This window comes from Nodularia sp. LEGE 04288 (genome assembly GCF_963896525.1).
GTDB lineage: Bacteria > Cyanobacteriota > Cyanobacteriia > Cyanobacteriales > Nostocaceae > Nodularia.
The window spans coordinates 28,783-52,620 of sequence record NZ_CAWQOY010000115.1; the positions used below are offsets into that span (position 1 = coordinate 28,783).

At 39.5% G+C, this 23,838-nt stretch carries 21 protein-coding genes; 9 read left to right on the forward strand and 12 right to left on the reverse strand.

Annotated features, from left to right (window positions below; genetic code table 11):
* Window positions 1–24: 24 nt before the first annotated feature.
* From AACX33_RS13840 to AACX33_RS13875, 8 genes are all read right to left on the reverse strand, one after another.
* A complete protein-coding gene (locus AACX33_RS13840) occupies window positions 25–1,086 on the reverse strand; it encodes a DUF4435 domain-containing protein (protein ID WP_194001289.1) in 1,062 nt (353 codons plus the stop codon).
* 10 nt (window positions 1,087–1,096) lie between these two features.
* A complete protein-coding gene (locus AACX33_RS13845; RefSeq protein ID WP_194001287.1) occupies window positions 1,097–2,458 on the reverse strand; it encodes an AAA family ATPase in 1,362 nt (453 codons plus the stop codon).
* A gap of 68 nt (window positions 2,459–2,526) precedes the next feature.
* Window positions 2,527–3,813, reverse strand: coding sequence for a type III-A CRISPR-associated RAMP protein Csm5 (gene csm5, locus AACX33_RS13850; protein ID WP_194001285.1), 1,287 nt, complete (start codon window positions 3,811–3,813; stop codon window positions 2,527–2,529).
* 4 nt (window positions 3,814–3,817) lie between these two features.
* Window positions 3,818–4,870 carry a type III-A CRISPR-associated RAMP protein Csm4 gene (gene csm4, locus AACX33_RS13855; protein ID WP_194001283.1) on the reverse strand — a complete coding sequence of 351 codons (1,053 nt, stop codon included), beginning with the start codon at window positions 4,868–4,870 and terminating at the stop codon, window positions 3,818–3,820.
* The gene (csm3, locus tag AACX33_RS13860; protein WP_194001281.1) at window positions 4,867–5,847 is read right to left on the reverse strand and encodes a type III-A CRISPR-associated RAMP protein Csm3; all 981 of its coding nucleotides are present in this window, start codon (window positions 5,845–5,847) and stop codon (window positions 4,867–4,869) included. The genes csm4 and csm3 overlap by 4 nt, the downstream gene beginning before the upstream one ends.
* 2 nt (window positions 5,848–5,849) lie before the next feature.
* Entirely contained in the window at window positions 5,850–6,326 is a 477-nt protein-coding gene (gene csm2, locus AACX33_RS13865; protein ID WP_194001279.1) for a type III-A CRISPR-associated protein Csm2, read from the reverse strand.
* 4 nt (window positions 6,327–6,330) lie between these two features.
* Window positions 6,331–8,610: a type III-A CRISPR-associated protein Cas10/Csm1 gene (gene cas10 / locus AACX33_RS13870; protein ID WP_194001277.1), complete on the reverse strand. Its 2,280-nt coding sequence runs from the start codon at window positions 8,608–8,610 to the stop codon at window positions 6,331–6,333.
* 309 nt (window positions 8,611–8,919) lie between these two features.
* A complete protein-coding gene (locus AACX33_RS13875; protein ID WP_194001275.1) occupies window positions 8,920–9,225 on the reverse strand; it encodes a CRISPR-associated protein Csx3 in 306 nt (101 codons plus the stop codon).
* 354 nt (window positions 9,226–9,579) lie between these two features.
* On the opposite strand from AACX33_RS13875, the gene AACX33_RS13880 reads away from it, so the two are divergent.
* From AACX33_RS13880 to AACX33_RS13905, 6 genes are all read left to right on the forward strand, one after another.
* On the forward strand, window positions 9,580–10,518 hold the full coding sequence (locus AACX33_RS13880; protein WP_194001273.1) for an Rpn family recombination-promoting nuclease/putative transposase: 939 nt from the start codon (window positions 9,580–9,582) through the stop codon (window positions 10,516–10,518).
* Between the two features lie 908 nt (window positions 10,519–11,426).
* Window positions 11,427–12,572: a CRISPR-associated endoribonuclease Cas6 gene (cas6, locus tag AACX33_RS13885; protein ID WP_194001271.1), complete on the forward strand. Its 1,146-nt coding sequence runs from the start codon at window positions 11,427–11,429 to the stop codon at window positions 12,570–12,572.
* Between the two features lie 204 nt (window positions 12,573–12,776).
* Window positions 12,777–13,802, forward strand: a complete 1,026-nt coding sequence (locus AACX33_RS13890) for a CobW family GTP-binding protein (RefSeq protein ID WP_194001269.1) — start codon at window positions 12,777–12,779, stop codon at window positions 13,800–13,802.
* Window positions 13,803–13,918: 116 nt separating this feature from the next.
* Window positions 13,919–14,569 carry a GTP cyclohydrolase I FolE gene (folE, locus tag AACX33_RS13895; RefSeq protein WP_194001267.1) on the forward strand — a complete coding sequence of 217 codons (651 nt, stop codon included), beginning with the start codon at window positions 13,919–13,921 and terminating at the stop codon, window positions 14,567–14,569.
* Between the two features lie 258 nt (window positions 14,570–14,827).
* Window positions 14,828–15,193: a DALR domain-containing protein gene (locus AACX33_RS13900; RefSeq protein ID WP_194001265.1), complete on the forward strand. Its 366-nt coding sequence runs from the start codon at window positions 14,828–14,830 to the stop codon at window positions 15,191–15,193.
* Window positions 15,194–15,265: 72 nt separating this feature from the next.
* Window positions 15,266–15,622, forward strand: a complete 357-nt coding sequence (locus AACX33_RS13905) for a hypothetical protein (RefSeq protein ID WP_194001263.1) — start codon at window positions 15,266–15,268, stop codon at window positions 15,620–15,622.
* 329 nt (window positions 15,623–15,951) lie between these two features.
* On the opposite strand, the gene AACX33_RS13910 is transcribed toward AACX33_RS13905, so the two are convergent.
* Window positions 15,952–16,503: a pentapeptide repeat-containing protein gene (locus tag AACX33_RS13910; protein ID WP_194001261.1), complete on the reverse strand. Its 552-nt coding sequence runs from the start codon at window positions 16,501–16,503 to the stop codon at window positions 15,952–15,954.
* Between the two features lie 178 nt (window positions 16,504–16,681).
* Here AACX33_RS13910 and AACX33_RS13915 point away from each other — a divergent pair, with 178 nt between their 5' ends.
* Complete coding sequence (locus AACX33_RS13915) at window positions 16,682–17,275, forward strand: hypothetical protein (protein WP_194001259.1); 594 nt, start codon at window positions 16,682–16,684, stop codon at window positions 17,273–17,275.
* A 303-nt stretch (window positions 17,276–17,578) separates the two neighbouring features.
* On the forward strand, window positions 17,579–18,601 hold the full coding sequence (locus tag AACX33_RS13920; RefSeq protein ID WP_194001258.1) for a tetratricopeptide repeat protein: 1,023 nt from the start codon (window positions 17,579–17,581) through the stop codon (window positions 18,599–18,601).
* 83 nt (window positions 18,602–18,684) lie between these two features.
* Here the strand turns inward: AACX33_RS13920 and AACX33_RS13925 are convergent, their stop codons facing one another.
* From AACX33_RS13925 to AACX33_RS13935, 3 genes are all read right to left on the reverse strand, one after another.
* Entirely contained in the window at window positions 18,685–19,641 is a 957-nt protein-coding gene (locus tag AACX33_RS13925; RefSeq protein WP_194001256.1) for a GDSL-type esterase/lipase family protein, read from the reverse strand.
* Window positions 19,642–19,723: 82 nt separating this feature from the next.
* Entirely contained in the window at window positions 19,724–19,993 is a 270-nt protein-coding gene (locus AACX33_RS13930) for a ParE family toxin-like protein (protein ID WP_194001254.1), read from the reverse strand.
* Entirely contained in the window at window positions 19,990–20,220 is a 231-nt protein-coding gene (locus tag AACX33_RS13935) for a hypothetical protein (RefSeq protein WP_194001252.1), read from the reverse strand. The genes AACX33_RS13930 and AACX33_RS13935 overlap by 4 nt, the downstream gene beginning before the upstream one ends.
* A gap of 687 nt (window positions 20,221–20,907) precedes the next feature.
* Here AACX33_RS13935 and AACX33_RS13940 point away from each other — a divergent pair.
* A complete protein-coding gene (locus AACX33_RS13940; RefSeq protein WP_194001250.1) occupies window positions 20,908–23,799 on the forward strand; it encodes a glycerol-3-phosphate acyltransferase in 2,892 nt (963 codons plus the stop codon).
* Window positions 23,800–23,838: the final 39 nt, after the last annotated feature.

Genomic DNA, 23,838 nt, shown 5'->3' on the forward strand with positions numbered 1-23,838 from the left:
TACAAAAATTGAAATTTTTTAAAATCACCTAATTTTTTGTGATTGTAAACCTAATTTCTCTAATAACTCTATTGGATAAAAACATTCATTCCGCACAGCTTTATCAGCCCACCAATTAGCAAATTCTTCCCATATATACTTTTCTTTACTAATTTGTATTTTCTTGGTTAACTCTTTTATTATTTTTTGGGAATAATTTTTTTGATTTAAAACATTTTCTTCTATTTTTATGGAAGCACAATAAACAATACAGCTACGATATGCTTCTAGAATAACTTTAATTCCAATGTGACCGTGGCATAACCATCTTAAAATATCTATATCTAAATTATCTGTTTTAATCTTATTATGCCAGTTTTTATAAGTAGATATTATGTGTTCAGCCATTTCACTACATAAACCTTTCCTTTCACACATTCTTTTTTTCCACTCATCAAGTTTAAGATTAACTTCTAAAAAATTTACCTCAATTATTTCCCAGTCAATAGTATTTTCTAACTCTTGTATTTTTTCGCATTCTTTAAATGTCATACTTATAGCAGTAGCCAAAACAATTACTAAGTAAAAAATATTTTCAAACGTATTAATAACATCCTCAAAAATTTCTATATCAGTTAGCCTTCTTAAGGGTTGACGAAGAACAGTGAAATCAAATAAATAATTTTCAATTGAATGTCCTCTAGACCAAATAAGTGAACCATTAACTTTATGTTTTTTAAGCCTATCTTTAATATTTCCATCAATAAACATAGTAAAATACCTAAATTCACGATCAACAAAAAATACTAAATTGTCATATTTAGGTAAATTTTTAACATTTTTGTGAATACGCTCTATTTTTTGACGATTTCCAGTTACCTTAACAGTAAAACTTTTTATTGAATCATCATTCTTTATTAGTGTATCAAGGTCATCTATAACAACTGGTTTTTGTTTTGATAATTGAACAGTTGATTGTGAAAATTCATCCAACAATATAGTGAGAAAACATTTATCTGTTTTGCCTTCAACAATTAAACGCTTACTGTTACTAAATTTTCCAATTACACGCCGATATTCATCAATATTTAAACCCCAATTTTTCATTAAAAATCTCCTAATTATCAACTATAAAATCATATTTATCAAAACTATCTTCATCTTCTAACTCATCCTTATATTTATCTTCATCTGTTGGTTCATCTGAACCCCATAAATTTTTATCCGTTTTTTTTGATTCTAATTCTTTCAAATAATCATCATAATCAGCGGGAATAATTGGTGAATGAGTACAAGCAATAATTTGCCTTCCATCTAGTTGATCGGATATTTTCTTTAATAATTCTCTTTGCCAGTCAATATGAAGAGATATTTCTGGTTCATCAATTAAGACTATCTTTTCATTACTCATATAGATAGTAGAATATAAAATTGTAAGTATTTGACGTTCACCTGATGATAAAGCATCTAGACCATTAATTAATGAACCATCACTAAATTTAATTTTAACTAATGGATTGCTTTCTCCTGTATTTGCTATAAAGATTCCTACTTCTTTGTCATTGAGAAAACTATTAACCGCTGATAAATATTTATAAATTTTGAGATAGTCTACGTTGATTTTGGATGCAATTTTTTGTAGAGAATCATAGTAAATTTTTAAAAAATATCTAAAATCTTTAAGATTTGTATTAATTTTTAAATCGAAAATTTTTTTATAAACTTCAATTGAACAAATATAAGAATCTTGTGGTATTGGATAATTTTGAATTTCTTTAAATAGAGATTCAATTTTTTTCTTTAAGTCGTCATATTTGTCTAAATGATCATTAAAATCATTCGTTAATGAATTGAAAACAAAATCTACAGATAATTGGGACATTATCTGCCTGTCAAATAATGATAACTTATTTGCAATTTCTTGAACTTCATATATTAAACTTTGTTCAACATTCTGAGGTGATGGATAGTTTATTTTTGGTAAAAAATCTCCGAAAATTCTCCGAAAAAAGCTGGTAGTTTCATCTGTGTCTGTATTTTTTTCTAAAGATTTCCAAGCTTCTACCATTGTTCTAAATGCAGGAAAATATGCTGCTGGCAATATTACTTTTTCCTGTGTATAATCAGTTAATTTTATATCAAAATTGTCAAACTCATTAATTTGGCTCTTTATTTGTATCCCTCTTCTATCACTATTAACGCATACTCTAATAGCTTCTTTTTCACTATATTGATCATCGATATTTTTATAAATCGTTATCAAATTATCATCATCAAACCAAACTCTAATCCGAAAAAAATCAAGATATAAAAAACGAGAATATTGTCCATTTAAAATATTGGCTATTATATGAATTAAGGTTGTTTTACCCGATCCATTTATCCCATGTATGATATTAATTTTTGGTGAAAATTCTTGAATGATATCAAAATGGTCATGAATACCAATAACTTCTATTTTTTTGACATAATTGGGCATTTGATAAATCCTTGTGTGGTCTTGACCTTAACGAATGGAATTTCTTGAATATTATTACCTATTTTTAGCTATAAAGCTCTGAATTTCACCCATCCCGGAACAAATTTAATTTCGCCATTGCTATTCATCACTGTTCGCCGAGATTTGGGGGCTTCAAAACCAGGTGCTTGAATACCGCAAATATCGCGGATTTCTGCTCTGAGTTCGTCATCAAAACATAACCCAACTGTGGTTCCTGTCATTCCACTACCCCAACCTAGTCTTAGTGTATAGGGACATTTTTCTGCTTCGTATAAATCGCGGATATAATTAAAATCTAAGTTCTTACCAGATGCTCTAGGGTTATTTTCTATTGTGTTCCAATAATCATGCTCATAGTCCCATTGTTCTTGAGCAAAATCTTCACATATTTGCAATAGTTCATCAAGGTTGTTAAAGGGTAATTTCATTCCCTGTTTATGCTGGAACCATGACAGCATTTCTGTATCTAAGGTAAGGGTAAATTCTGTCTTGACATTCCGCAGTATCTCAGCATAAATAGAGGCTTTATATTTGGCTAAATAGTCAGGAAATCTGCTAGAAACTATGACCTCAGCCACAACTGAAAAATTTACGGGAATTGATTTACCTGTTTTGTTGGGAACTTTGGTTTCAATTATCGATTCAGAGTCGCTAACTTTCAAACAGCGTAAAAAGTCTGTATTCTGACTGCTACCAGATAATATTTTACCTTGATAGTTGAGAGTATAGTTAGAAAATAAATTATCCATAAATAGCTGATCATCAGCAAATTTTTGTTTATGCTTATTTCTCAATTCTCCTAAACTATTTTTCAGCCTGTCTTCAATTTGACTGCTGCGATTTTCTGGAGGTACTTGATAACGGTCAGGATATTTGAGTAAATGATAGGCTATGGCTGTTCTGATTGCGCCTTTAATTGAGGAACCAGGGATAAATAAATATCCCATACCATTGCGAATCATTGGACGTAAATCTGTAATCCTTTCTTGGCTGAAGTTTTGGCTAATTGCATCTTTGGGAAAAATGAGATTTTCATCTGTGTCTTTTGCATTCCACCATTCATCACCAAAGGCTTGTTTTAAAAGTCTCGTGATGTCTTGACGTTCTTCAATTGCTTGAATATAGTCATTGAAAAAACTTCCTCCTTTTTTTAATAACCCTTTAGCTAAGGCTTCTTGATTGGGGATATAAACTTTTTTGGCTGTCTGCACATATTCAAAAGGATTTAATCTAGATACAGATGAGCCAATATGTAAAAGCGGACTGGTTAACTGTATGCGTTTTGATTCGTAAAAGTCAGGTTTTTTCAGTGCAGATTCAGGCGCAATAACCATGATTTTATTTTCCCTGTACTTTAATTGGTAAACTTAAGCTGATACCACTCCGGTAAATACTGTGTTTTTTGAATTCTTCAGGTTTGACATTTACCAGTTTTCCTTGTGGTGGTGTGGAAAAAACAGAACCTTCACTAAACATTCTCACCATTTGGCGGCGTAATTGACTTTCTGCTATCCAACCACCCCTTTCTTGAATTTCGTAACTAGAATTTTTGAGCAAGTCTGATGATATGTCATTATCCCAAAATAAACTCATGAGCGTGTAGTGATTTCCCGCCTGAAAATTAACTACTTTTTGCCAATTTTTTGGTAATTCTAACCAGTTAACTTTAAATCTTCCCGCGCCACTAGAACGTTCTCCGCCAATTCCTTCTTCTCCTAAAAGATGTAATGCAGCTTGGAGTTTATCGGCTAATTTTTCACCTTCTGGAGAAAGTTCTAAGAGAAAGTATAAACCTGCGGGGTTTTTCTCCCAATCAAATTGCACAAAGCCTGTATGATAAATGTTTGTCGCTCTGGTATTTCTATCTATGGCTATTTTGGGGAGTTGTTCAATTTTGCAAGCTTTGCTGTAGTCAAATGTTCCTGCTTTGGCTAGTTTTTTTTGGGTTTTATCGGAGATATGTTTTTCTAATTCCACAGCATCATCTGTGGTGAATCCTTTTCCCTGATACCATCTTTCCCAAATTTCTAAGGGTAAATAGTTGAGTTTTTTGTAAGCTTTAAAAAATGCTAAATCATCATCTGGGTAATTGAGGGGAAATTTCAGGGGACGGGGAAGATAGTAAATTGTATTTTCCCCCACTTGTCGATAGATAAATGTAGAACTGATGCGAAAGGGGGGTATGAGTTGGAGTTGTTTATCTGTGGGAAATAGCTGTAATAATTCTTCTACGGCTTCTTTCCCAAACAACCGCGCATAGATACTTACCCAGGCGCTAAATAAACTATCTGAACGGATGCGATCGCCTGTTTCTTCCATCCCAATTCCCACTTCCCCAAAGTGAGCTAGATTGCGTTCAAAATCCAGTTTTACTAATTTCCAGACACTCATGATTCATTTCCCGGTAATAGTCGCTGTTCAATATACTCGCGTAAGGTTCTGAAGTTATCTAACAGTGCTTGGGTGTTGGGAATGGTGTCTAAGGTTTGTAAAGCTAATGATTCTTGGGGTGCGTTGGCTATTTGGCGATATTGTTCTAAGCTGCGATAGTTAAACAGAAAGTTCTCAAATTTGACTTTTCCGTAACCTCTGGAACCATGTCCACCTAGTGCGTCATCTTCGAGAAACGCCAGTGCGATCGCTATATTTTGCAAGTCTTCAACCGCTTGTTCTGAATTTTCGACAGTATAAACTAACTCAAAATTGAATTTGGATTCTGCTGGTACACGTTCTAACTGTCTGGGGTTTGCTGCTGCTGTTACCCTATCAATACCATTTTCAAATTTCCACTCAGTCATATATAAACCAGTGTCAACTTTTTTCAACTTCTCTGCTGATTCTGTTGATAAGTGACAATCACGAATAATCAAGCGACTTGGCGCATTACGTCCGCGATTAATTTTGACGCAGTTTTGACCTTTGATTGTCTGTGTAGAGTTCTTGTCTGAAAATAATCCTTCCTTTGTAGCAATATCAATGGGAAGCCAAAAGCCAGAACCGCCAGTTGAGCCAAATAATCGACTAATTTGACAGGTTTTCGCACCTTCATAATTAATAAATTGTCCAGCTTCAACTTCGCTAAAACCATCTACTAAATCATCACTTTCATAGCGCCATGTCCCACTTCCCCCTGGGCGATTTAGAGGTTTCTTTAATAATCTTTCTAATGTGGCGCGGAGTTTACCTTTGATAGATGAACCAGGGAGATAAGGATACTTCGTTAAAGGGTCACGAATTACAGGTTTATCTAGTCCACCTATATCTAAATTTTCGCCACCACCACCAATATGCAATCCTGTTTTTGCGGTGAGTTGACAAGTAAGAGTCAGTTTACCAACTAGGGGTGTTTGTTCGTATGATACTCGCATAATTATTTTCCACCTTCAGCTTTGTGATAAGCAATAATTGATTCAATAAACTGCACTAAACGTTCAAAATCTTCTGTGCTATTAACTTTATCTATCGCGACAGACATCACATCACCTAATGGTTTTGCGGCTCTTTGTCTCGCAGCAGCATAAGCAAGTTTAGGTTTCAGCAGCACTACTTCTGTTTCTATTGCCGAAAATTCACCTTTTTCGGTTAAGTCGGCTTTTAACCGATTGATAGCATCTAAGAATTTGCGAATTTGGTTAGTTTCTAATCTTTGTTGTTTGAGATAAGGGCCAAATACGGCAGCATGGTTAACTAATTCACGAATAGGATATGCTTGTAAACCTTTCAAACCTTCGATTTTTTTAGTAATTTCCTGGACAATATTGCTGCTTGGAATCATGTTGGCTGGCGGATTTGATGGTTTACTTTTTACTGGTAAAGGATTTGGTTTTGGTTTAATTGCTTCTGACATATAACTATCCCCGATTTAATAATTCAATCCAAGTGGCGATCGCGCGAAAATAAGGCGCGTTATATGGATTTTTGAGAGAAGTCCGAAATTCGCTATCTTCTAGGACATTTTTGGGTAATCTCGCTAGGGTGTAAGCTATCTTTGGTAAATGCAAATAATAACGAGTTCCTAAAGCCTCCTCTGATTTTTTATTTTCTTTAAACTTTTCTAAAGCCTGTTCTTGGATTTGTGCAGTGATCAGCAGGTTACGGACAAAATTACGGGAATAATTAACCCCAATATCTTGCTGTTCTAATCTCTCAACAAAGGGGGAAACACCGAATAAACTTGGTAGTTTTTCGGAATCAAGATACTTTTTAACATCATCATCAAGATGTTTAAAATTCTTTCTTCCTCGCCATTCATCCCATTTGAAAACTTCACCAAATAAGCCTAAGCTGTCTCTACCATTTCCTTTCGCTGCTTCTTCCGCTTCTCCTGAAGTTTTTGCAGCTTGATATAAGGGAAATTTAATATCATCAATACTGATTCCACCTGAAAGGGTAATATGTTCATTGTTACCTGTATATGTCCGAAATGCTTGATAAATTTCAAAAGCAAATTCTACAATTTCACTCCATGCGCCACTGATAAATAAATCATCACCACCAGCGTATATAAATAATATATTTAATCCCTGTTCATCTGGCGTGTCTGGTTTAATTGTATCAGGGTTTTTCAGGTTTATATATGCTGCCAAAGTGTTGAGATAAACTTTAAAAAAATAACTCATTTGGCGAGATAATCCAGCTAGTCTGGATAAAGTTTGTTTTTTACCTAAACCTTTAGCAAATATTTGTCCCAATCGGTCTACATCCATTCGGAGATAACCAACTCTGTTAGCACCTTTGGCTTTTTCGGACATTTCCCCAGCACGCATGAAGCCTCTTGGTTCTGCTGGAATTTCAGAGTCTTGCTTGCTTTCTTTACCGTAGTTACCTAATAATAGAGGCGCAGCATTTTGAAAATGCTTAAATTGATAATGTTCTAACTGCCAATCGTTAACTAACAAAACTATATCAGAGTCATGATCTATTTGTTTCCAATTTTTGAACAAATGATAATGGATTTCTCTAGAGTTAATTTTAAATGAGAGTGTATGTAAGGCATTTTTCACACTTTCATTGGTTGAGCGCACAATTGCTGTTACTCCCAACAATTGACTTCCTAAATCAAACATACTCCGACAATTTCCACAGGCTAAAACTGAATCAGGTTCCTGGGAGTTAAGCGGTTTTAAATTTTCTATATCGTCACGATGACAGACGCGACAAGGTTCATGGCTATAACGTGGGCTGATAAATTCACTAATTTTATTTTCAGCAAATTTACGAGATTTATGTACAGCTAAATTTTTGGTGGCTTTTGACCAATGTTCAGCAAATTTATCTTTAAGTTCGGTAACGGGAAATTTTAAACAATCTAAAGCCAGAAATACTTTACCTTCAAATTCTTTTAAGAGCCATTTGTTAAACTGCTGGCGGATGTTTTGGACAATATTTTCATTTTCTACGGTTCCAGATGCCAAAATATACAAGTTACCACCACCTGCATAAATTATATTTGTCCTGGGTAAATTAAGTTGCTCTAATAATTGTTGTACGACTTCTTCTGTAACTAATTCCAAATAAAAACTTCTCGCCCTTAATGACTTCAGCGCCCCTTCTGAGGAAATGCTATATATGAATTTTTGAATCCCGGATAAATCACCCGCAATTAAACTAATTTCTTTAGTAGGATTGTTCAATAAAGCAACTGCGACTGCTGCTGTGGTTCTGGCTATGTCTACCAAGGCTACATCCGCTTCGCCAAAACTCAGACATGAGCCAAATTTTTCTAATATCAGCATCAATAACGAGAGGTTTTCCCAGTTATCTTTGAGATATTTTGAAAGTGCGTTATTAATCTCTGCTTTATAGGCTTGCTGTTGTTCTGAAGTAGGTGCGGAATTTAAGGGATAAGGAATATCAGGATATTTTTTATCGTCATTGTCAATTACTTGGAGTGGATGATAATGTTGTGTTGTTTCTTTCGGAGGTTTATTAGGTAAGTTTACGCTGTCAAATACTAAGCTTAATATTCCAACTTTTGTCTCTGGTGTCCAATCTAATATTGTCTTTGCTCTAGTAACTTCTGAAAACTCATGATTATCTAGAGGAGGATGAGCAAAATTAGCCCATTTAGCCAAAGCTGAAATCGCCTGTTGAACAACTTGTAATGCAACCTTTTCAGAACTTGTTACCATAAAATCTTGTTATTACTGAAACTGCAAATTCTATCTGAACTGGAATACTCAGCGCCCTTGTGTTAATCGTTCTTCTACAACCCCACCTACAACCGCGCCCAAGTTCTGAACTATGGGACGACTAGAAATATCCTCGTCTCTTGCAAAGTCATCAATATCACTAGTTTAAAACGGTAATACAGTATAAATCATATCTTCTTGAGTAGATAACTCACTATCAAATTTTACAATGATAGGTATATTAAACTTTTGCCGAAATTCTGGCAATTTGCGTATATATTCGGTTTTTTTAGCGCCAGCAAAACGCTATCAATCAATTAAATCACCTAGTTTATATGCTGGGTTGTGTGTAATAGAAATTACATACTTGCCTATTTTAGGGTCAAAGAAACCAATAGCACCGTAAATATGACTAAGTTTATGAGCTAAAACAAAGGCTACAGGTATAGAAATCGGCCCGTTAATCTTTAGCAGTTGTCCTCCTGTGAGTTCTCCCGATGTGGTCATTTCCTCAAGTCGCGCGGCTGCATCTTTGACAATTTGATCGTTTTGAGCAGGTTCGCCAAATCTCACTCGTAATATCCCGTCTTTGAATTCGACGTTGTAGGTAGTCATTGCTGCTGTGTTTTTCCATCAATAGCTACATCATACACGGGTGCTAGAAGAGGCTAATTCCAATGGGCTGGATGCTGATGTGAGCGCGTAGCTTGCCGCCGTAGGCATCGCATTCATTAGCTATGATGATTACAGTCATCGCACCCTACCCCCAAGGTGTATAGAAATGTCTCGGCTGTGATGTTTGATCAAATACTGGACAAGCTCAAATCATTGGTTTAGGATTTTTGGCAGACATCTAGTGAAGTCAAAAACCTTGGGGGGTTCGCCACAGAGTTACCCGCCTGCGCTTGTTCAAAATCTGAGAACAAAAAAGGAGTTATGATATTTTTGCTATTTTGACTAGAAATAACTGTGAGTGAAGTACGAGCCGACTATGATGGTGCTTGGAAGGAAGGTGTAGAACAATATTTTGAAGCGTTTCTAGCATTCTTTTTTCCAGAAATTCAAGCAGAAATTGACTGGACGCGAGGCTATGAGTTTCTTGACAAAGAACTTCAGCAATTGATGAGAGAATCTGAAGTTGGTAAGCAAGTCGTCGATAAGCTGATTAAAGTTTGGCTGAATGATGGAAAGGAAACCTGGCTGTTGGTACATTTGGAAATTCAAAGTCAAGTTGATCCCAACTTTGCCCAACGGATGTTTTCTTACCATTACCGAATTTTTGACCGTTATAATCAGGAAGTGGTGAGCTTGGCCATTTTGGGGGATAATCAACCAAGTTGGAGACCGCAAGAATACAGTTATGGACGCTGGGGATGTCGGCTGAGTCTGCAATTTCCCATCGTCAAACTACTGGACTATGAAGCCCGTTGGTTAGAATTAGAACAAAGTGAAAGTCCTTTTGCTGTACTGGTGATGGCGCACCTGCGGACACAAGCCACAACTCAAGATTTAACAGGTCGATTGCGCTGGAAGTTGAGCCTGATTAAACGAATGTATGAGTTAGGCTATAGTAGAGATAAAATCTCTCAGCTATTCCGGTTGCTGGACAGATTAATGACTTTACCACCGGATTTGGACTTGAATTTCAAAACTGAATTGAAGCGTTTTGAGGCTGAAAAAGAGATGAGATACATAACAAGCATAGAACGCATAGGTATAGCTGAAGGCATCCAGCAGTCTATAGCTAAGATACTTAAACTGCGATTTCAAGATGTTCCTCCTGAATTAGTGGAACAACTCAATAAGTTATATGATATTGAATCGCTGAATCAGCTATTGGAAAAAGCTGTCACCACAGCATCAATTGCTGAGTTTCAGCAGGAATTAAACCAGGATGGTGTTGAGTAAATTCATCGCATCCTACCCCCAAGCTGTATGGAAATGTCTGGGCTGTGATGTTTGATTAAATACTGGACAAGCTCAAATAATCGGTTTATGATTTTTATTAGCTTGATTTTTGGCAGACCTATAGTGAGGTCAAAAACCCTGGGGGGTTCGCCAAATCGCCAGAACCTTGATAATTCAATAGTTATAGGGTTTCCACTGTTTCTGTTAGCAGTGTTTCAGGTTTATTTATTGGTCAGAAAATACTTTTTGCTTATATATTCCCCGCAAGGGGATGGAAACATTTGTGGATGTGACTCTGAGTCAATTAAGCATTTGACTTTTCGCTGATATATTCCCCGCAAGGGGATGGAAACCGTTGATGATAACAGTCCTTCCCATGTTGACCTGCGGGGCTTTCCGCTAAAATATTCCCCGCAAGGGGATGGAAACAAGTTATTGTCTTGGTAGCCCTTATACTCTACCCACTTTCCGCTTATATATTCCCCGTAAGGGGATGGAAACTCAGCGTCACCGTTGTTAGTAATTGCCTTCCCGAAGAACTTTCCGCTAAAATATTCCCCGCAAGGGGATGGAAACTTTGCAGCTATCCAGAAGTCCTTACCTTTGCATTCCTTTCCGCTAAAATATTCCCCGCCAGGGGATGGAAACTCTTTATCCAGTTACATTGAATAAACTCTGTATTAGAAGCTTTCCGCTTATATATTCCCCGCAAGGGGATGGAAACATTTGCTTCTCTAGTCGAGCGATTGCTCCCGTCTGCCTTTCCACTTATATATTCCCCGCAAGGGGATGGAAACGCAATAGCTTTCTCTCTCTTGCGCCGGGCTTTCTCCTTTCCGCTTATATATTCCCCGCAAGGGGACGGAAACAGAGTAAAATACTCAACAACACCTGCATAAAACTCGGTAATGGTCAGAACAGCTAAACCTACCAATCGTCAACAGAAGCCCAAATCATCACCTACCGCAACACTTCCCACATGGGCAGATAATACCGAATTGGTGGGATTAGAATTTGACCTCGAAGCACTTACCACCAGTTCCCTCTACTCCCAATACACCATCGCCCTCCATGCTTGGTTTCTTGACCAAGTGCGACAACTTGACCCAGACCTTTCCGCCTATCTCCATGATGGCGAGTCAGAAAAACCTTTCAATATCTCAGCCCTAGAAAGTCAACTTTTTCCCACCGGTAAACAATTACAACTAGAAGCTAACCAAATTTTACACTGGCAAGTCAACGCTTTATCTGCAAAAGTGGCTGAGTTTCTCCAACTATGGTTAACCCAATTGCCAGAAACTCTAAAATTAAGAGATGCTACTCTACAGATAAAACAGGTGAGAATCGCTCATCCTCCCACCACCTACGCCCAACTATTACAACCACCAGCAAAATACTCTCAGGTCAATCTCAGCTTCATCTCACCTACCAGCTTTCGCCGCAAAGGTCATCATTTCCCCCTCCCAGTACCTGTTAATCTCTTCCATAGCTACCTGCGGCGCTGGAATGACTTTTCCCAAATCCCCATATCACAAGCCGATTTTCTCGATTGGATTGACGAAAGTGTGATTATTCATCAACACCGCTTGGAATCTGTGAAGGTCGCTGCTGGTAAACGAGGTTCTGTGACCGGCTTTACTGGGGCGATTTCCTGCGGGTTAAGTAAAGCTGCTTTGGCTAATACTGAGTTTACCCAGTTGTTTTATGCTTTGGTAAAACTCGCCCCCTACTGTGGAACGGGACACAAAACCACTTTTGGTTTAGGACAAACTTCTCTAAGTTGGGTGGAACCAGAAGCCAGCACTCCCACGCAGTTACTCACAAATCTCCTGGGAGAACGCATTGAGGAGTTAACTGCTATTTTTACGGCTCAACGCAAACGCTCTGGAGGCGATCGCACTGATAAAATAGCCGCTACCTGGGCTACAATTTTGGCACGGCGCGAAATGGGCGAGTCTTTAAGGCTGATAGCTGAAGATTTGGAAATGCCTGTGGCTACTGTTAAAACTTACACTAAGTTGGCTAGGCGATCGCTGAAGGATGCAGATTTGTAAGGAATTAGTGTCACGCAGAGACGCAGAGGCGCGGAGGGGAGAGGAAGAGGAAAGGTATTTTTGGCAATTGGTTTTTTTTGCGCTAAGATGATAACGATTCTCATTATTTTATCGTTATGGTTAGTTCTGTTATCCAGTCCCAGGGGAATTTGTACCAGTAATATGGCTGGCAGCAAGGTCTAAAATTTTACCATTAGAAGTAATATGACTACTCTTACACCATTAGCAACCAACATCACATCGGAGATTCCTAAACGGGGAATGCCGGTTACTTTGATTACTGGGTTTTTAGGAAGTGGTAAAACTACTCTTCTCAATCAAATTCTCAAAAACAAGGAAAATTTAAAGGTTGCTGTTCTAGTCAATGAGTTTGGCGATATTAATATAGATAGCCAATTGCTGGTTTCTGTAGACCAAGACATGATGGAACTCAGCAATGGTTGTATTTGTTGTACTATTAATGATGGCTTAGTTGATGCTGTTTATCGTATCTTAGAAAGAGAAGACCGCATTGATTATTTCGTTATAGAAACCACTGGAGTGGCTGACCCTTTACCAATTATCTTAACATTTTTAGGTACAGAACTCAGAGATTTAACAAACCTTGATTCTATTATTACTTTGGTAGATGTAGAAGCTTTTGATGCAGAACATTTTCAAAGTGAATCGGCTTTAAAACAGATCACTTATGGAGATATAATTCTCCTGAATAAAGTTGATCTTGCTACTCCAGAAAAAATCAAAGAAGTTGAAACTTACATCCATGAGATGAAAGTGGGTGCGAAGATTCTGCACACTCAATATGGGGAAGTTCCGTTACCATTGATTTTGGACACGCAGCTAACACCCCAGCAAGAGTATATCTCTATTGCCGAGGCGGATGCCCACAAGGAGCATGAACACCATCATGATCACGAACATCATCACCATCACTCTGACCACTTAGATAATGATGGCTTTATATCGATTTCCTTCCAAAGCGATCGCCCTTTTGATGTTAACAAGTTTGAAGCCTTCCTCACAGAAGAAATGCCAGCCGGTGTATTTCGTGCGAAATGCATACTTTGGTTTAATGACAGTGATCTACGTCATATCTTTCAACTTAGCGGATCACGTTATAATTTACACGCCGATGATTGGTGTTCTCAACCAAAAAATCAGCTAGTTGTTATTGGCAGAAACTTAAAAAGCAGCGAAATTCACTCGCATTTGCATAAATGTTTGGTATGATGAGAACGTGTAAAGTTATGTTACACTCATTCATTAGTCAGAGGTAGTCAGCGGTCATTACCACCGAAATCTCACAACTGACTAATTCATCAAAACATTCGTACAAAACTCAAAAAATGACTTTATCGATTCGTCCCGATCTAACTTCTGCCGATCAGGTACTATCGTCTTTAACTGCTCAAAAGCAGCCAAAAGTAACAGAAGCAGAAATGATGCAGGCTGTGCGGACTCTGTTGATTGGATTAGGAGAAGATCCAGACCGCGAAGGACTCAAAGACACTCCCAAAAGAGTCATGAAAGCCTTGCAATTTCTCACAAAGGGATACACTGAATCTTTGGATGAACTGCTAAATGGAGCAGTATTCACAGAAGATGCCAATGAAATGGTGTTGGTTCGGGACATCGATATTTTCAGTTCCTGTGAGCATCATATCCTGCCAATTATTGGCCGCGCTCATGTTGCCTACATTCCCAACGGTAAAGTCATCGGTTTATCTAAAATCGCCCGCATTTGTGAAATGTATGGACGACGTTTACAAGTCCAAGAACGTCTCACCAGCCAAATTGCTGACGCATTACAAAATTTGCTCAAACCCCAAGGTGTCGCAGTAGTTGTGGAAGCAACTCATATGTGTATGGTCATGCGCGGTGTGCAAAAACCCGGTTCTTGGACTCTTAGTAGTGCCATGCGTGGAGTTTTTGCGGAAGATTCCAAAACTCGTGACGAATTTATGAATTTGATCCGCCACAATGCTAACTTTCATTAAATCGTTTTCATAGAGCTAATTCTATCTAGCTCATGATTTAGGTGTAGAGATAGGAAAATTCTTGTCTCTACTTTAATAAATAAACTAGAAATTACAAATTAACTATAAGTTATAAAATATACTAAAATTTTTTAGTGTTGCATGAGTGTGAACTAAATTGATCTCAAGCACTAATGTTAAAATTCAGATTGACCCGATGGTGGGTAGTAGGGAGTAGTCCGTGAGAATAATCCTTACATCGAAAGTTTTCAAGGGGCGATGGATGATGACTTTAACACGCCTGGGGCATTAGCGGTTGTATTTGAACTGGCGAAGGAATTACGCCGTCAAAGTAATTTGTTGACTCACGAAGGCAAAACAGACAGTCCTCCAGAACAAATTCAGCAGCAATGGCAAACTCTGGTGAATTTAGCTCAGGTTTTGGGACTGGAAGCTCAACCAGAAGCCCCCAGTATCACCGCTAGCAAGTTGACTGACGAAGAGATTCAAATTTTGATTCAGCAGCGTCAAACAGTGCGTCAATCCAAGAATTTCAGGGAAAGCGATCGCATTCGCAATGAATTGCAGGAACTTGGCATGACTTTAATTGATCAATCAAATGGTACAACTCGCTGGCATTCCTGATCGATATTTGCTTGAATCGTAAGATGTAATCGGATAATCTGGGCAATCAGGATTGTTTAAAAAGGAAACCTCATGAACAAAAAAACTATACTTAGTTTGCTTTCCACTCCCATGCTAGTTAGTTCTATCCTTTCTATGGGAGCAATGGCTAACCAAGCACAAGCGGCCGAAGCCCAAGCAAACAATGCAGATAAACTAATTTGTGTCCAGAATCAACATATATGGAAGCCCGTGTGTGCTAGAGCTTCCGTATTAGCTCAAATCCCTAAAGATCAACCTACAGTTGAGTTTGCAGGTGAAAATGAAGATACCATGCTAGCCTTTAATATTGAGGAAAGCGATATGGCCGTTAATTTATTTAATTGTGACTGTCCACAGTGTATAAATGCTTTGCGTCAGATGCGCGGTATAGCACCTTTAGTTTATTAAGATGGCTCAAAAGGGAAAAAACGTCTGTTGTTTCCCTGCTGCGTTTTTTTAATAACGTACAAATCCAGTTTTTAACCTCACCCCTTCTGGAACTTGTGTGAAAATCTCCCCTCTCCTTCGTAAGGCTACGGTGTACACACAAGTGATCGAATCGCCCCCTAACCCCCAATTATGGGGGAACAAGAATTTTCAAAGTCCCCCAAACTTGGGGGATTTAGGGGGCAAAACAGGCTCAAACGCAGACAGGAAGGACTTGTGTGTACACGATAGCCTTCGTAAGGAGAGGGGTTGGGGGTGAGGTTCTTTGATGAAATCTGCATTTCTAAGAATTAGGAATAACTCCCAGCCCAAGTAACCCATTTATGAGATATTCCTATATGCAATATTCCTTCAGTTTTCTCTTGCTCAATAATGATTGCTCCTGCTAAGTCTGCGCCACTGAGTTCGGCTTCATTGATATTGCAAGCAATTAAATTAGTCTTTCTGAGATTAGCGTTTCTTAAATTTGCCCCACTCATTTCCGCTTCACTCAGGTTTGCACCTATCAGGCTGGCAATTTCTAAATTTGCACTCCGCAAATCTGCACGACTTAAATTAGTCTCCTCTAGGTTAACCCGAATCAGGTCAGCACCAATTAAGTTGACTTCGCTCAAGTTTGCACGGTTCAAGTTTGCACCACTCAGGTCAGCATCAGTCAGATTTGCCCGACTAAAGTTACATCCACTTAAATTAGCTTGGCTGAGGTTAGCACCACTTAAGTCAGCTTCAGTAAAATTAGCACCACTTAAGTTAGCAGCGCAAAGATTTATTTGATGTAAATTGGCGCGATTAAATGTGCGTTCTCCTGCTGCATAAAGTTTCAGGATTTTGTGAGCATCCATATTGTCACCTCGCAATGTCTACAGGTCAGCAAGTTGAGTTATCAGTTTTGCACTCTACCCAAACCACACCAAAGACAATTTTGTTGAGTTACCAGCAACCGAGATTTTTATAAAACTTGTTCCTCTATTGTGCTATAATCTCAAGCTATTTAAAAAATACTTCATAGAAATATACTAAATGGCTGATTTCACATCCACCCTATCTCAAGCAGTGGCTGCATATCGCGGACAAGGGGGCGCACGTCCTACTGCTGAAACAGTTGTAAATGCGTTATTAGAAGCTGAGAAAGCTGCCAAACAGGAACGGCTGACTTATCCCTTGGAATCGCTTCTGGGCAAATGGCAACTTTGCTTTGCTACTGGCACGAAAAAAGCGCGCAAACGTGGTGGAATTATCTTAGGGAAGGGTTTGTATGTGCCAAAATTTGTCGCTGTCCAGCTTTCTTTTAGTGCTACTTTAGACCAGGATTCAACCAAAGGCGAAATTGGTAATCAGGTGCAATTAGGCCCGGTGTTGTTGCAGCTTACTGGACCAGCACAATATTTAGGCAAGAAAAATTTATTGGCGTTTGACTTTAACTATCTGCTTTTGTGTCTGTTTGGTCGTATGGTCTACAACCAGCCGATGCGCTCTGGTCAGGCTCAATCTGAGGATTTCTATGACAAGTCTATAGCTAAACTACCGTTTTTTGCTTTCTTTTTAGTGACAGAAGATTTGATTGCGGCTCGTGGTCGTGGGGGTGGGTTAGCTCTCTGGATTCGTCAGAAGTAATTAACCACAGATAAACACAGGTAAACACAGATAAATATTAATAAGTCTGTATTTACGCGTCTTTTTATCAGATATTTCCCAGAAAGAATGTAGAGACGTTGTATGCCAGCTCTCTACTATTGCTTCAATTAAGTATCAACGGTCATCTGTCTTGTACCTATAGATATATTTTTTTATTGAAACTCTATTTATTTTTTATCTCTAAAGGTAGAATATAACAATTAACTCAAACTTGGGAAACCTCCAAGGGGTTCATTCCCAAAAATCACTTGCCAATTCATCGCAGAGTGTAACCGGGGTCAGATGACGCAAGCTTTTAATCAAGTCCAAGAGTGGGAACAACGCCGTAACGAAGCCAGCCGCTACTACAAACAGGGGCAGTTTCAAGAATATCTCAGTTTTGCCAGTGAAAATTTACAGTTAGCCAGAGCAATTCCAGACCGAGCCAGAGAAGGCCATACATTGAATGATATTGGTTTGGCTCATCTGAGTTGTTGCCAACCGCTACAAGCGTTAGAGTGTTTTCAGCAAGCCCGTTTGGTAGCTACAGAACTTGGTAACAGGCGAGCCGAGGCGATCGCACTTAGCAATCTCGGTTCTACCTACAGCCGTTTGGGGCGTTTGACGCGAGCGTTGGAGTATTTTGATCAAGCATTACGAATCTTCCGAGATTTGCAAGATATTCCCGGCGAAGTTTCTACTCTCAATGATGTTGCACTAATTTATAGCAAGTTGGGCAAACCCAAGCGATCGCTGTTGCTACAGTACCAAATTTTGGCGATGCGTCGCACACTAGGCGATTTTTCTGGTGAAGCCACTACCCTCAATGGTATTGGTTATGCTTACAGCACTTTAGGCAAGTATGAGCAAGCTTTACAATTTTTGCAAGCAGCGCTGCCAATTCAACGCGCTGTCAAGAATGTCATGGGCGAAGCTACTACCTTAAATAATATTGCTTCTGTCTATGGTGATTTGGGAGAACCTAAAAAAGCACTGTTACTTTACTATCAAGTTTTGTGGACACGTCGGGCAATAAATGATCGCGCTGGTGAAGGAACAACTCTACAAAATATTGGTTTTACCTACAATATGTTGGCTAATCACCGTCAGGCGATGAAATATTACCAGGAAGCGATCGCGATTTATCAACAAATTGGTGATTGTCTGGGTGAAATTTCCACGCTGCTGAATATGGGTAACTGTTACGCTCAGACCAAACGCAAAAAGTTAGCGCTGTCTTACTACCAGAATGCTCAAGATTTAGCGAAAGCCATCGAATCTCAGCCACTCTTGCAAAAGGTTCAGCAGTTTATGAATGCTCTTTAATCGGGAGTAGGGAGTGGGGAGTGGGGTTTAAGGAATAATACTTACCCTGTTTCGCACTCAACAGTTTCTTATACAGACTAGATTTATCTTGTCTCAGCATTCAGTTTTGCTAAAAGCGATCGCTCGATGACTTGACTAAGAAACTGATTACCTTGGAAGTTGAAGTGGATATGATCTTGATACAAGGCTTTTGCATCTGGGTGTGCGTTGAGTAACGGTAAAAAATCTATATAGGTAATTTGCTGCGATTGGGTAAATTCAATCAGTCTTTGACGGGTTTTAATTTCGTAGTCACGGGGGCCTGGTTCCCCAATTTCTCGTAATAAGGGAGTCATCAGCAGCAAAAATTCGCTATTGTTTTCACGAGACAATGCTTGGATTTGGCTAATGGCCTCTAAATTAATCCCGACTATATCCCCCGTTTCTTTCTGCACCGCTTTGATTTCGGGGATGGGTTTTGGTTTGATTCTATACCGTTGCCATACTTCCGCCAATGCAAGGGGAGGTTTTTTGTCTGGGTAATTGCGATCGCGTCCCACTGGTAAAGAAGTCGGTGCAGTCCCAAATAAATCATCGGTATTAATTAATAACACGACTACTTGGGCGTTAAAGTTACCAAATCTTTGTAAATAGGCTAATTCGTTTCTAGGACTCCAAGAGTTAGCTGAAGCATTTAATACTTCTATATCCTGAAAATTACTAATATTTAATGATTTTAAAGAACGGGTGAGCAGGCTGGATATTGTATGATCTTGGTCTGTCCACCAGCCACCATTAGCAATAGAATCACCAATAATTAGCACCCGGAGAGTAGAAGGTGCGGGTATCTTTTCAATCGGTGCGCTTCGCATAGAATACTGATTAATTGCAATGCGATTACCATAGCGGCGAGTGCGTTGATTTGGGGCTAATAAATAACCAATTTGCGGATCAGTAATATAAATCAGTGGATTACCAAAACCAAACAGCGATCGCAATCCCACCTCCAACACCACACATAACCCTACAGCCGCCAAAATTATAATTAGTGCTAACTTCACCAGTAAACACCCTCCGATCAAACTTTTATCATAGTTTAATCGGTTCCTACCTACTGACGTGTGGAAGATGCCGTCAGGCTATTTACAATCGTTGAAGCAACTTGTCATACTCGGCATGAGTACCAATCCAAAACCAGTAGATATGATTTTCCTCTAGTAATCCCAGAACGCGATAGTTAATTCCCACACGAGCGGAGTATATTGGTTGACGTTGACTCACTCGTTTAAACTGAAGACTGTGATGATAAGGGTCTGAACGCCACAGAGAGTATACTTTGGTAGCTTGTTCTTGAACTGATAGGGGAATTTGAGCAAATTGCTGGCGAAATGTCTTTGTTACACTTGACTTCATAGCGAAGGGGGAAAAACCTCATCAAGAGGAGTAACCTCACCAGATGCTATTTCCTGACGTACCATATCAGCTAGATTATCCCATTGATTAGCTGTTGTAGCTTGAAAACGAATTTTCCACCCCTGCTCATCTTTAAGTTCATCTAAAAGACGGGTAGCGATCGCATTTTGTTCTTCTTCTGGTAATTTTTGAATTTCCGCAATTACGCGCTGGAGTAATTCCGTCATGAGTTAGGAATTTGAGTAGCCTTTTACCTACCATCATACCAAGTATTTCAAATATTGAGAACTGTCAGCGCTCAGAGCGAAGATTTTACCGATTGTGGTAGTTCATATAGCATTTCCTAGTCTAATAAAGTACAAAATTATCTGCGTTTATCTGCGTCCATCTGCGTTTAATTATTACTGCTTGTACCTCACTGGAATGAGAATTACTATACTGGGTTGATATAGCAACGTGAGCTATAGGTGATTTAGCCCATAATTGCCTCTGTGAGAGTGCAAGACCGTAATTGTTGCAAAGCTTAAACAAAATATTATCTGTAATTTAGCTTGATCAGCAAATAGAAAGACTACAATCAAAACGGACAAATTAGCACTGTAGGAGGTTTACAAGCTATGTCCGATTTAAATCGCGGAATTATGAAATTTAAGGGTGCAGATTCCCCCAAAGTAGTCACCATCTCTACTGTGCTGCTATTGGGATCGATTGCTGCCTTGATTATTTGGGCGTTGCAAGCTGCCTATGCGCTAAACTGAGAATTACTGAAGGGACACTTGCAACCACGGTTTGCACCGCAGCCAAGTGTCCATCAACCAAAGCATCCTCACCACCATCAAAAAATTTCACAAAAATTTCAGAAGTTCAGATTTGAGGTTTTAGAGGGAAAATAAATCTAAAATCTAAAATTCACAATGATTGAACTTTGGGGTGTCTTAGTTATTTTAATTGCCTGTCCAGTCTTGGGCGCGTTACCAATTATTGCTGGGATTACCTACGCCCTCAAAGGCAGGCAATTATCACAAATCGGCACGAAAAACATCAGTGTTTCCGCCGCTTTTTATCATGGCGGCACATGGGTAGGGATTCTGGCGGTGTTGTCAGAAGCGATCAAAGGAATTGGGGCAGTATTGCTGTCTCGGTTGTTTTTTCCCGAAGGATCGTTTTGGGAATTAATTGCCTTGATTGCCTTAGTATTAGGTAGATATGGGGTAGGCAGAGGGGCAGGTACAACCAATGTCGTTTGGGGCTTTATCGTCCACGACCCCCTGGTGGCAATATTTACAGGTTTGTTGGCAATTATCAGTTTTTCACTGCTGCAATCTCGGCAACTGGTAAAATTCGGAGTTTTATTTGTATTTCCCTTGTTTGTGTTACTTCTGAATGTGGGCAATTTCCCCAAAATCATGGCGGCTATTGTCCTAGCTGGAGTATTGGGGTGGATTTACACAAAAATTCCCGATGATTTGAATCTTCCAGTGGAAGAGGCGGATACAGATTCCCAAGCAACTTTTGCCTATTTACGCGGTAATCGCTCGCTTCTGACCTTAGATGACGAGTTAGATCCTGCCGTAGTCGGAGAAAAAGCCGCGACATTATCTCAAATTAAGCGCTGGGGCTATCCAGTGCCGAAAGGATGGGTGATTTCCCCAATGGATGATCCCGAAGAGTTGATAGCCATGCTTCAGCCTTCTGATTTATCTCCTTTAGTCGTGCGTTCTTCGGCTATTGGGGAAGACTCCGAACAAGCTTCGGCGGCTGGACAGTACACCACAATTTTGAATGTTAGCAGCAAACAGCAATTACAAGCGGCGATCGCTGAAGTCCAAGCTTCTTACAATCATCCCCCGGCTGTGCAGTATCGTCGCGATCGCGGTTTACCAGATACCGCAATGGGTGTACTGGTACAACAACAAATCCAGAGTGTCTATTCTGGCGTAGCTTTCAGTCGTGACCCCATTACCCAACAAGGGGATGCAATTGTCATTGAAGCATTACCAGGTAGCCCGACTCAAGTTGTTTCCGGCAAAGTTACACCAGAACAATATCGCGCCTTTGTGGTAGAAACAGAAAATATTTCCTCTGTGCAATTGGAAGGTAGCGGCCAAGTACCACAATCATTAATTAAACAAGTAGTATACTTAGTCCGGCGACTAGAAAAACAGTATAACGGCTTACCCCAAGATATTGAGTGGACTTATGACAGTCAAAATCTCTGGGTTTTGCAATCTCGACCCATTACGACCCTGTTACCGATCTGGACTAGGAAAATCGCCGCCGAAGTCATTCCTGGGGTAATTCAACCCTTAACTTGGTCAATTAATCGCCCCTTGACTTGTGGCGTTTGGGGAGATATTTTTACTTTGGTTTTAGGCGATCGCGCCTTGGGGTTGGATTTTACCGAAACTGCCACACTGCATTATTCCAGAGCTTATTTTAATGCATCCCTCTTAGGACAGATTTTTCTGCGGATGGGCTTACCACCGGAAAGTCTGGAATTTTTAACCAGAGGCGCTAAGATGAGCAAACCGCCGTTAAAGACAACTTTGGAGAATTTGCCAGGATTAATGCGGTTGCTGAAGCGAGAACTCAGCTTAGAAAAAGACTTTAAGCGGGATTATAGTCAAAAGTTTATTCCTGGTTTGTCACAATTAGCCCATGAATCTATAGAAGAACTGACAGCGCCCCAGCTATTAGAAAGAATAGATTTGATTCTGGTATTGCTCCGCAGTGGCACTTATTACAGCATTTTAGCGCCCTTGAGTGCAGCTTTGAGACAGGCAATTTTTCGGGTCAAAGATGGGGAAATTGATAACAGTTTAGCCCCAGAAGTATCAGCATTGCGATCGCTAACGGCTTTAGCCGCAGATGCGAAACAGGTATTACCTGCGTGTGAACCGGATCAAGTATTTGAACAATTGGCAAGAACTCCAGAAGGAGATAAAATTCTCTATGAATTTAACGAACTGCTGGAAGATTACGGTTATTTAAGTGATGTGGGGACAAATATTGCTGTTCCTACCTGGAAGGAAAACCCCCAACCCATCAAGCAGTTGTTTGTACAGTTGTTGCAAAATCCACCAGAGACACATGGTGGAGATTCCATCAAGCGGGTGTTATCAGCCAAGCGCAAACGAGGGGTAGTACAGCAACGGGTAGATATTAAAGGACGAGTTACTGAACTGTATTCTCGACTATTGGCTGAACTGCGGTGGCGATTTGTCGCTTTAGAGCAAATTTGGTTAAAATCCGGCTTACTCCAGGAAACTGGGGATATCTTTTTTCTAGAATTGAATGAGGTGCGGCGGTTAGTAGCGGAGGATGATTTTCAACTTAGGAAACATTTATCTGAGATTGTACAATTCAGGCGATCGCTATTTGACCAAGATAGCCAGTTTAATCAAATCCCCCTTTTAGTTTACGGCCATACACCACCCCATCCCCTACCCCCCTCGCCTCTTTACTCAGACCACATATTACAGGGTATTCCCGCCAGCCACGGCCAAGCCGAAGGACGAATCAAGGTAGTCCGCAACTTAGAAGATTTACCAGAAATCAACCGCGAGACAATCTTGGTAGTACCTTACACAGATTCCGGTTGGGCCCCTCTGTTAGTCAGGGCTGGCGGCTTAATTGCTGAGGCTGGTGGACGACTTTCCCACGGTGCAATCATCGCCCGTGAGTACGGTATTCCCGCGATTATGGATGTTCACAATGCCACCTGGATATTACAGGATGGGCAACGTGTACGAATGGATGGGTCTAGGGGAATTGTCGAATTATCTGACGACTTGAGACCAGATTAACCGAAGAAGCAGGGGAGAAGAGGCAGGGGAGCGGGGAGC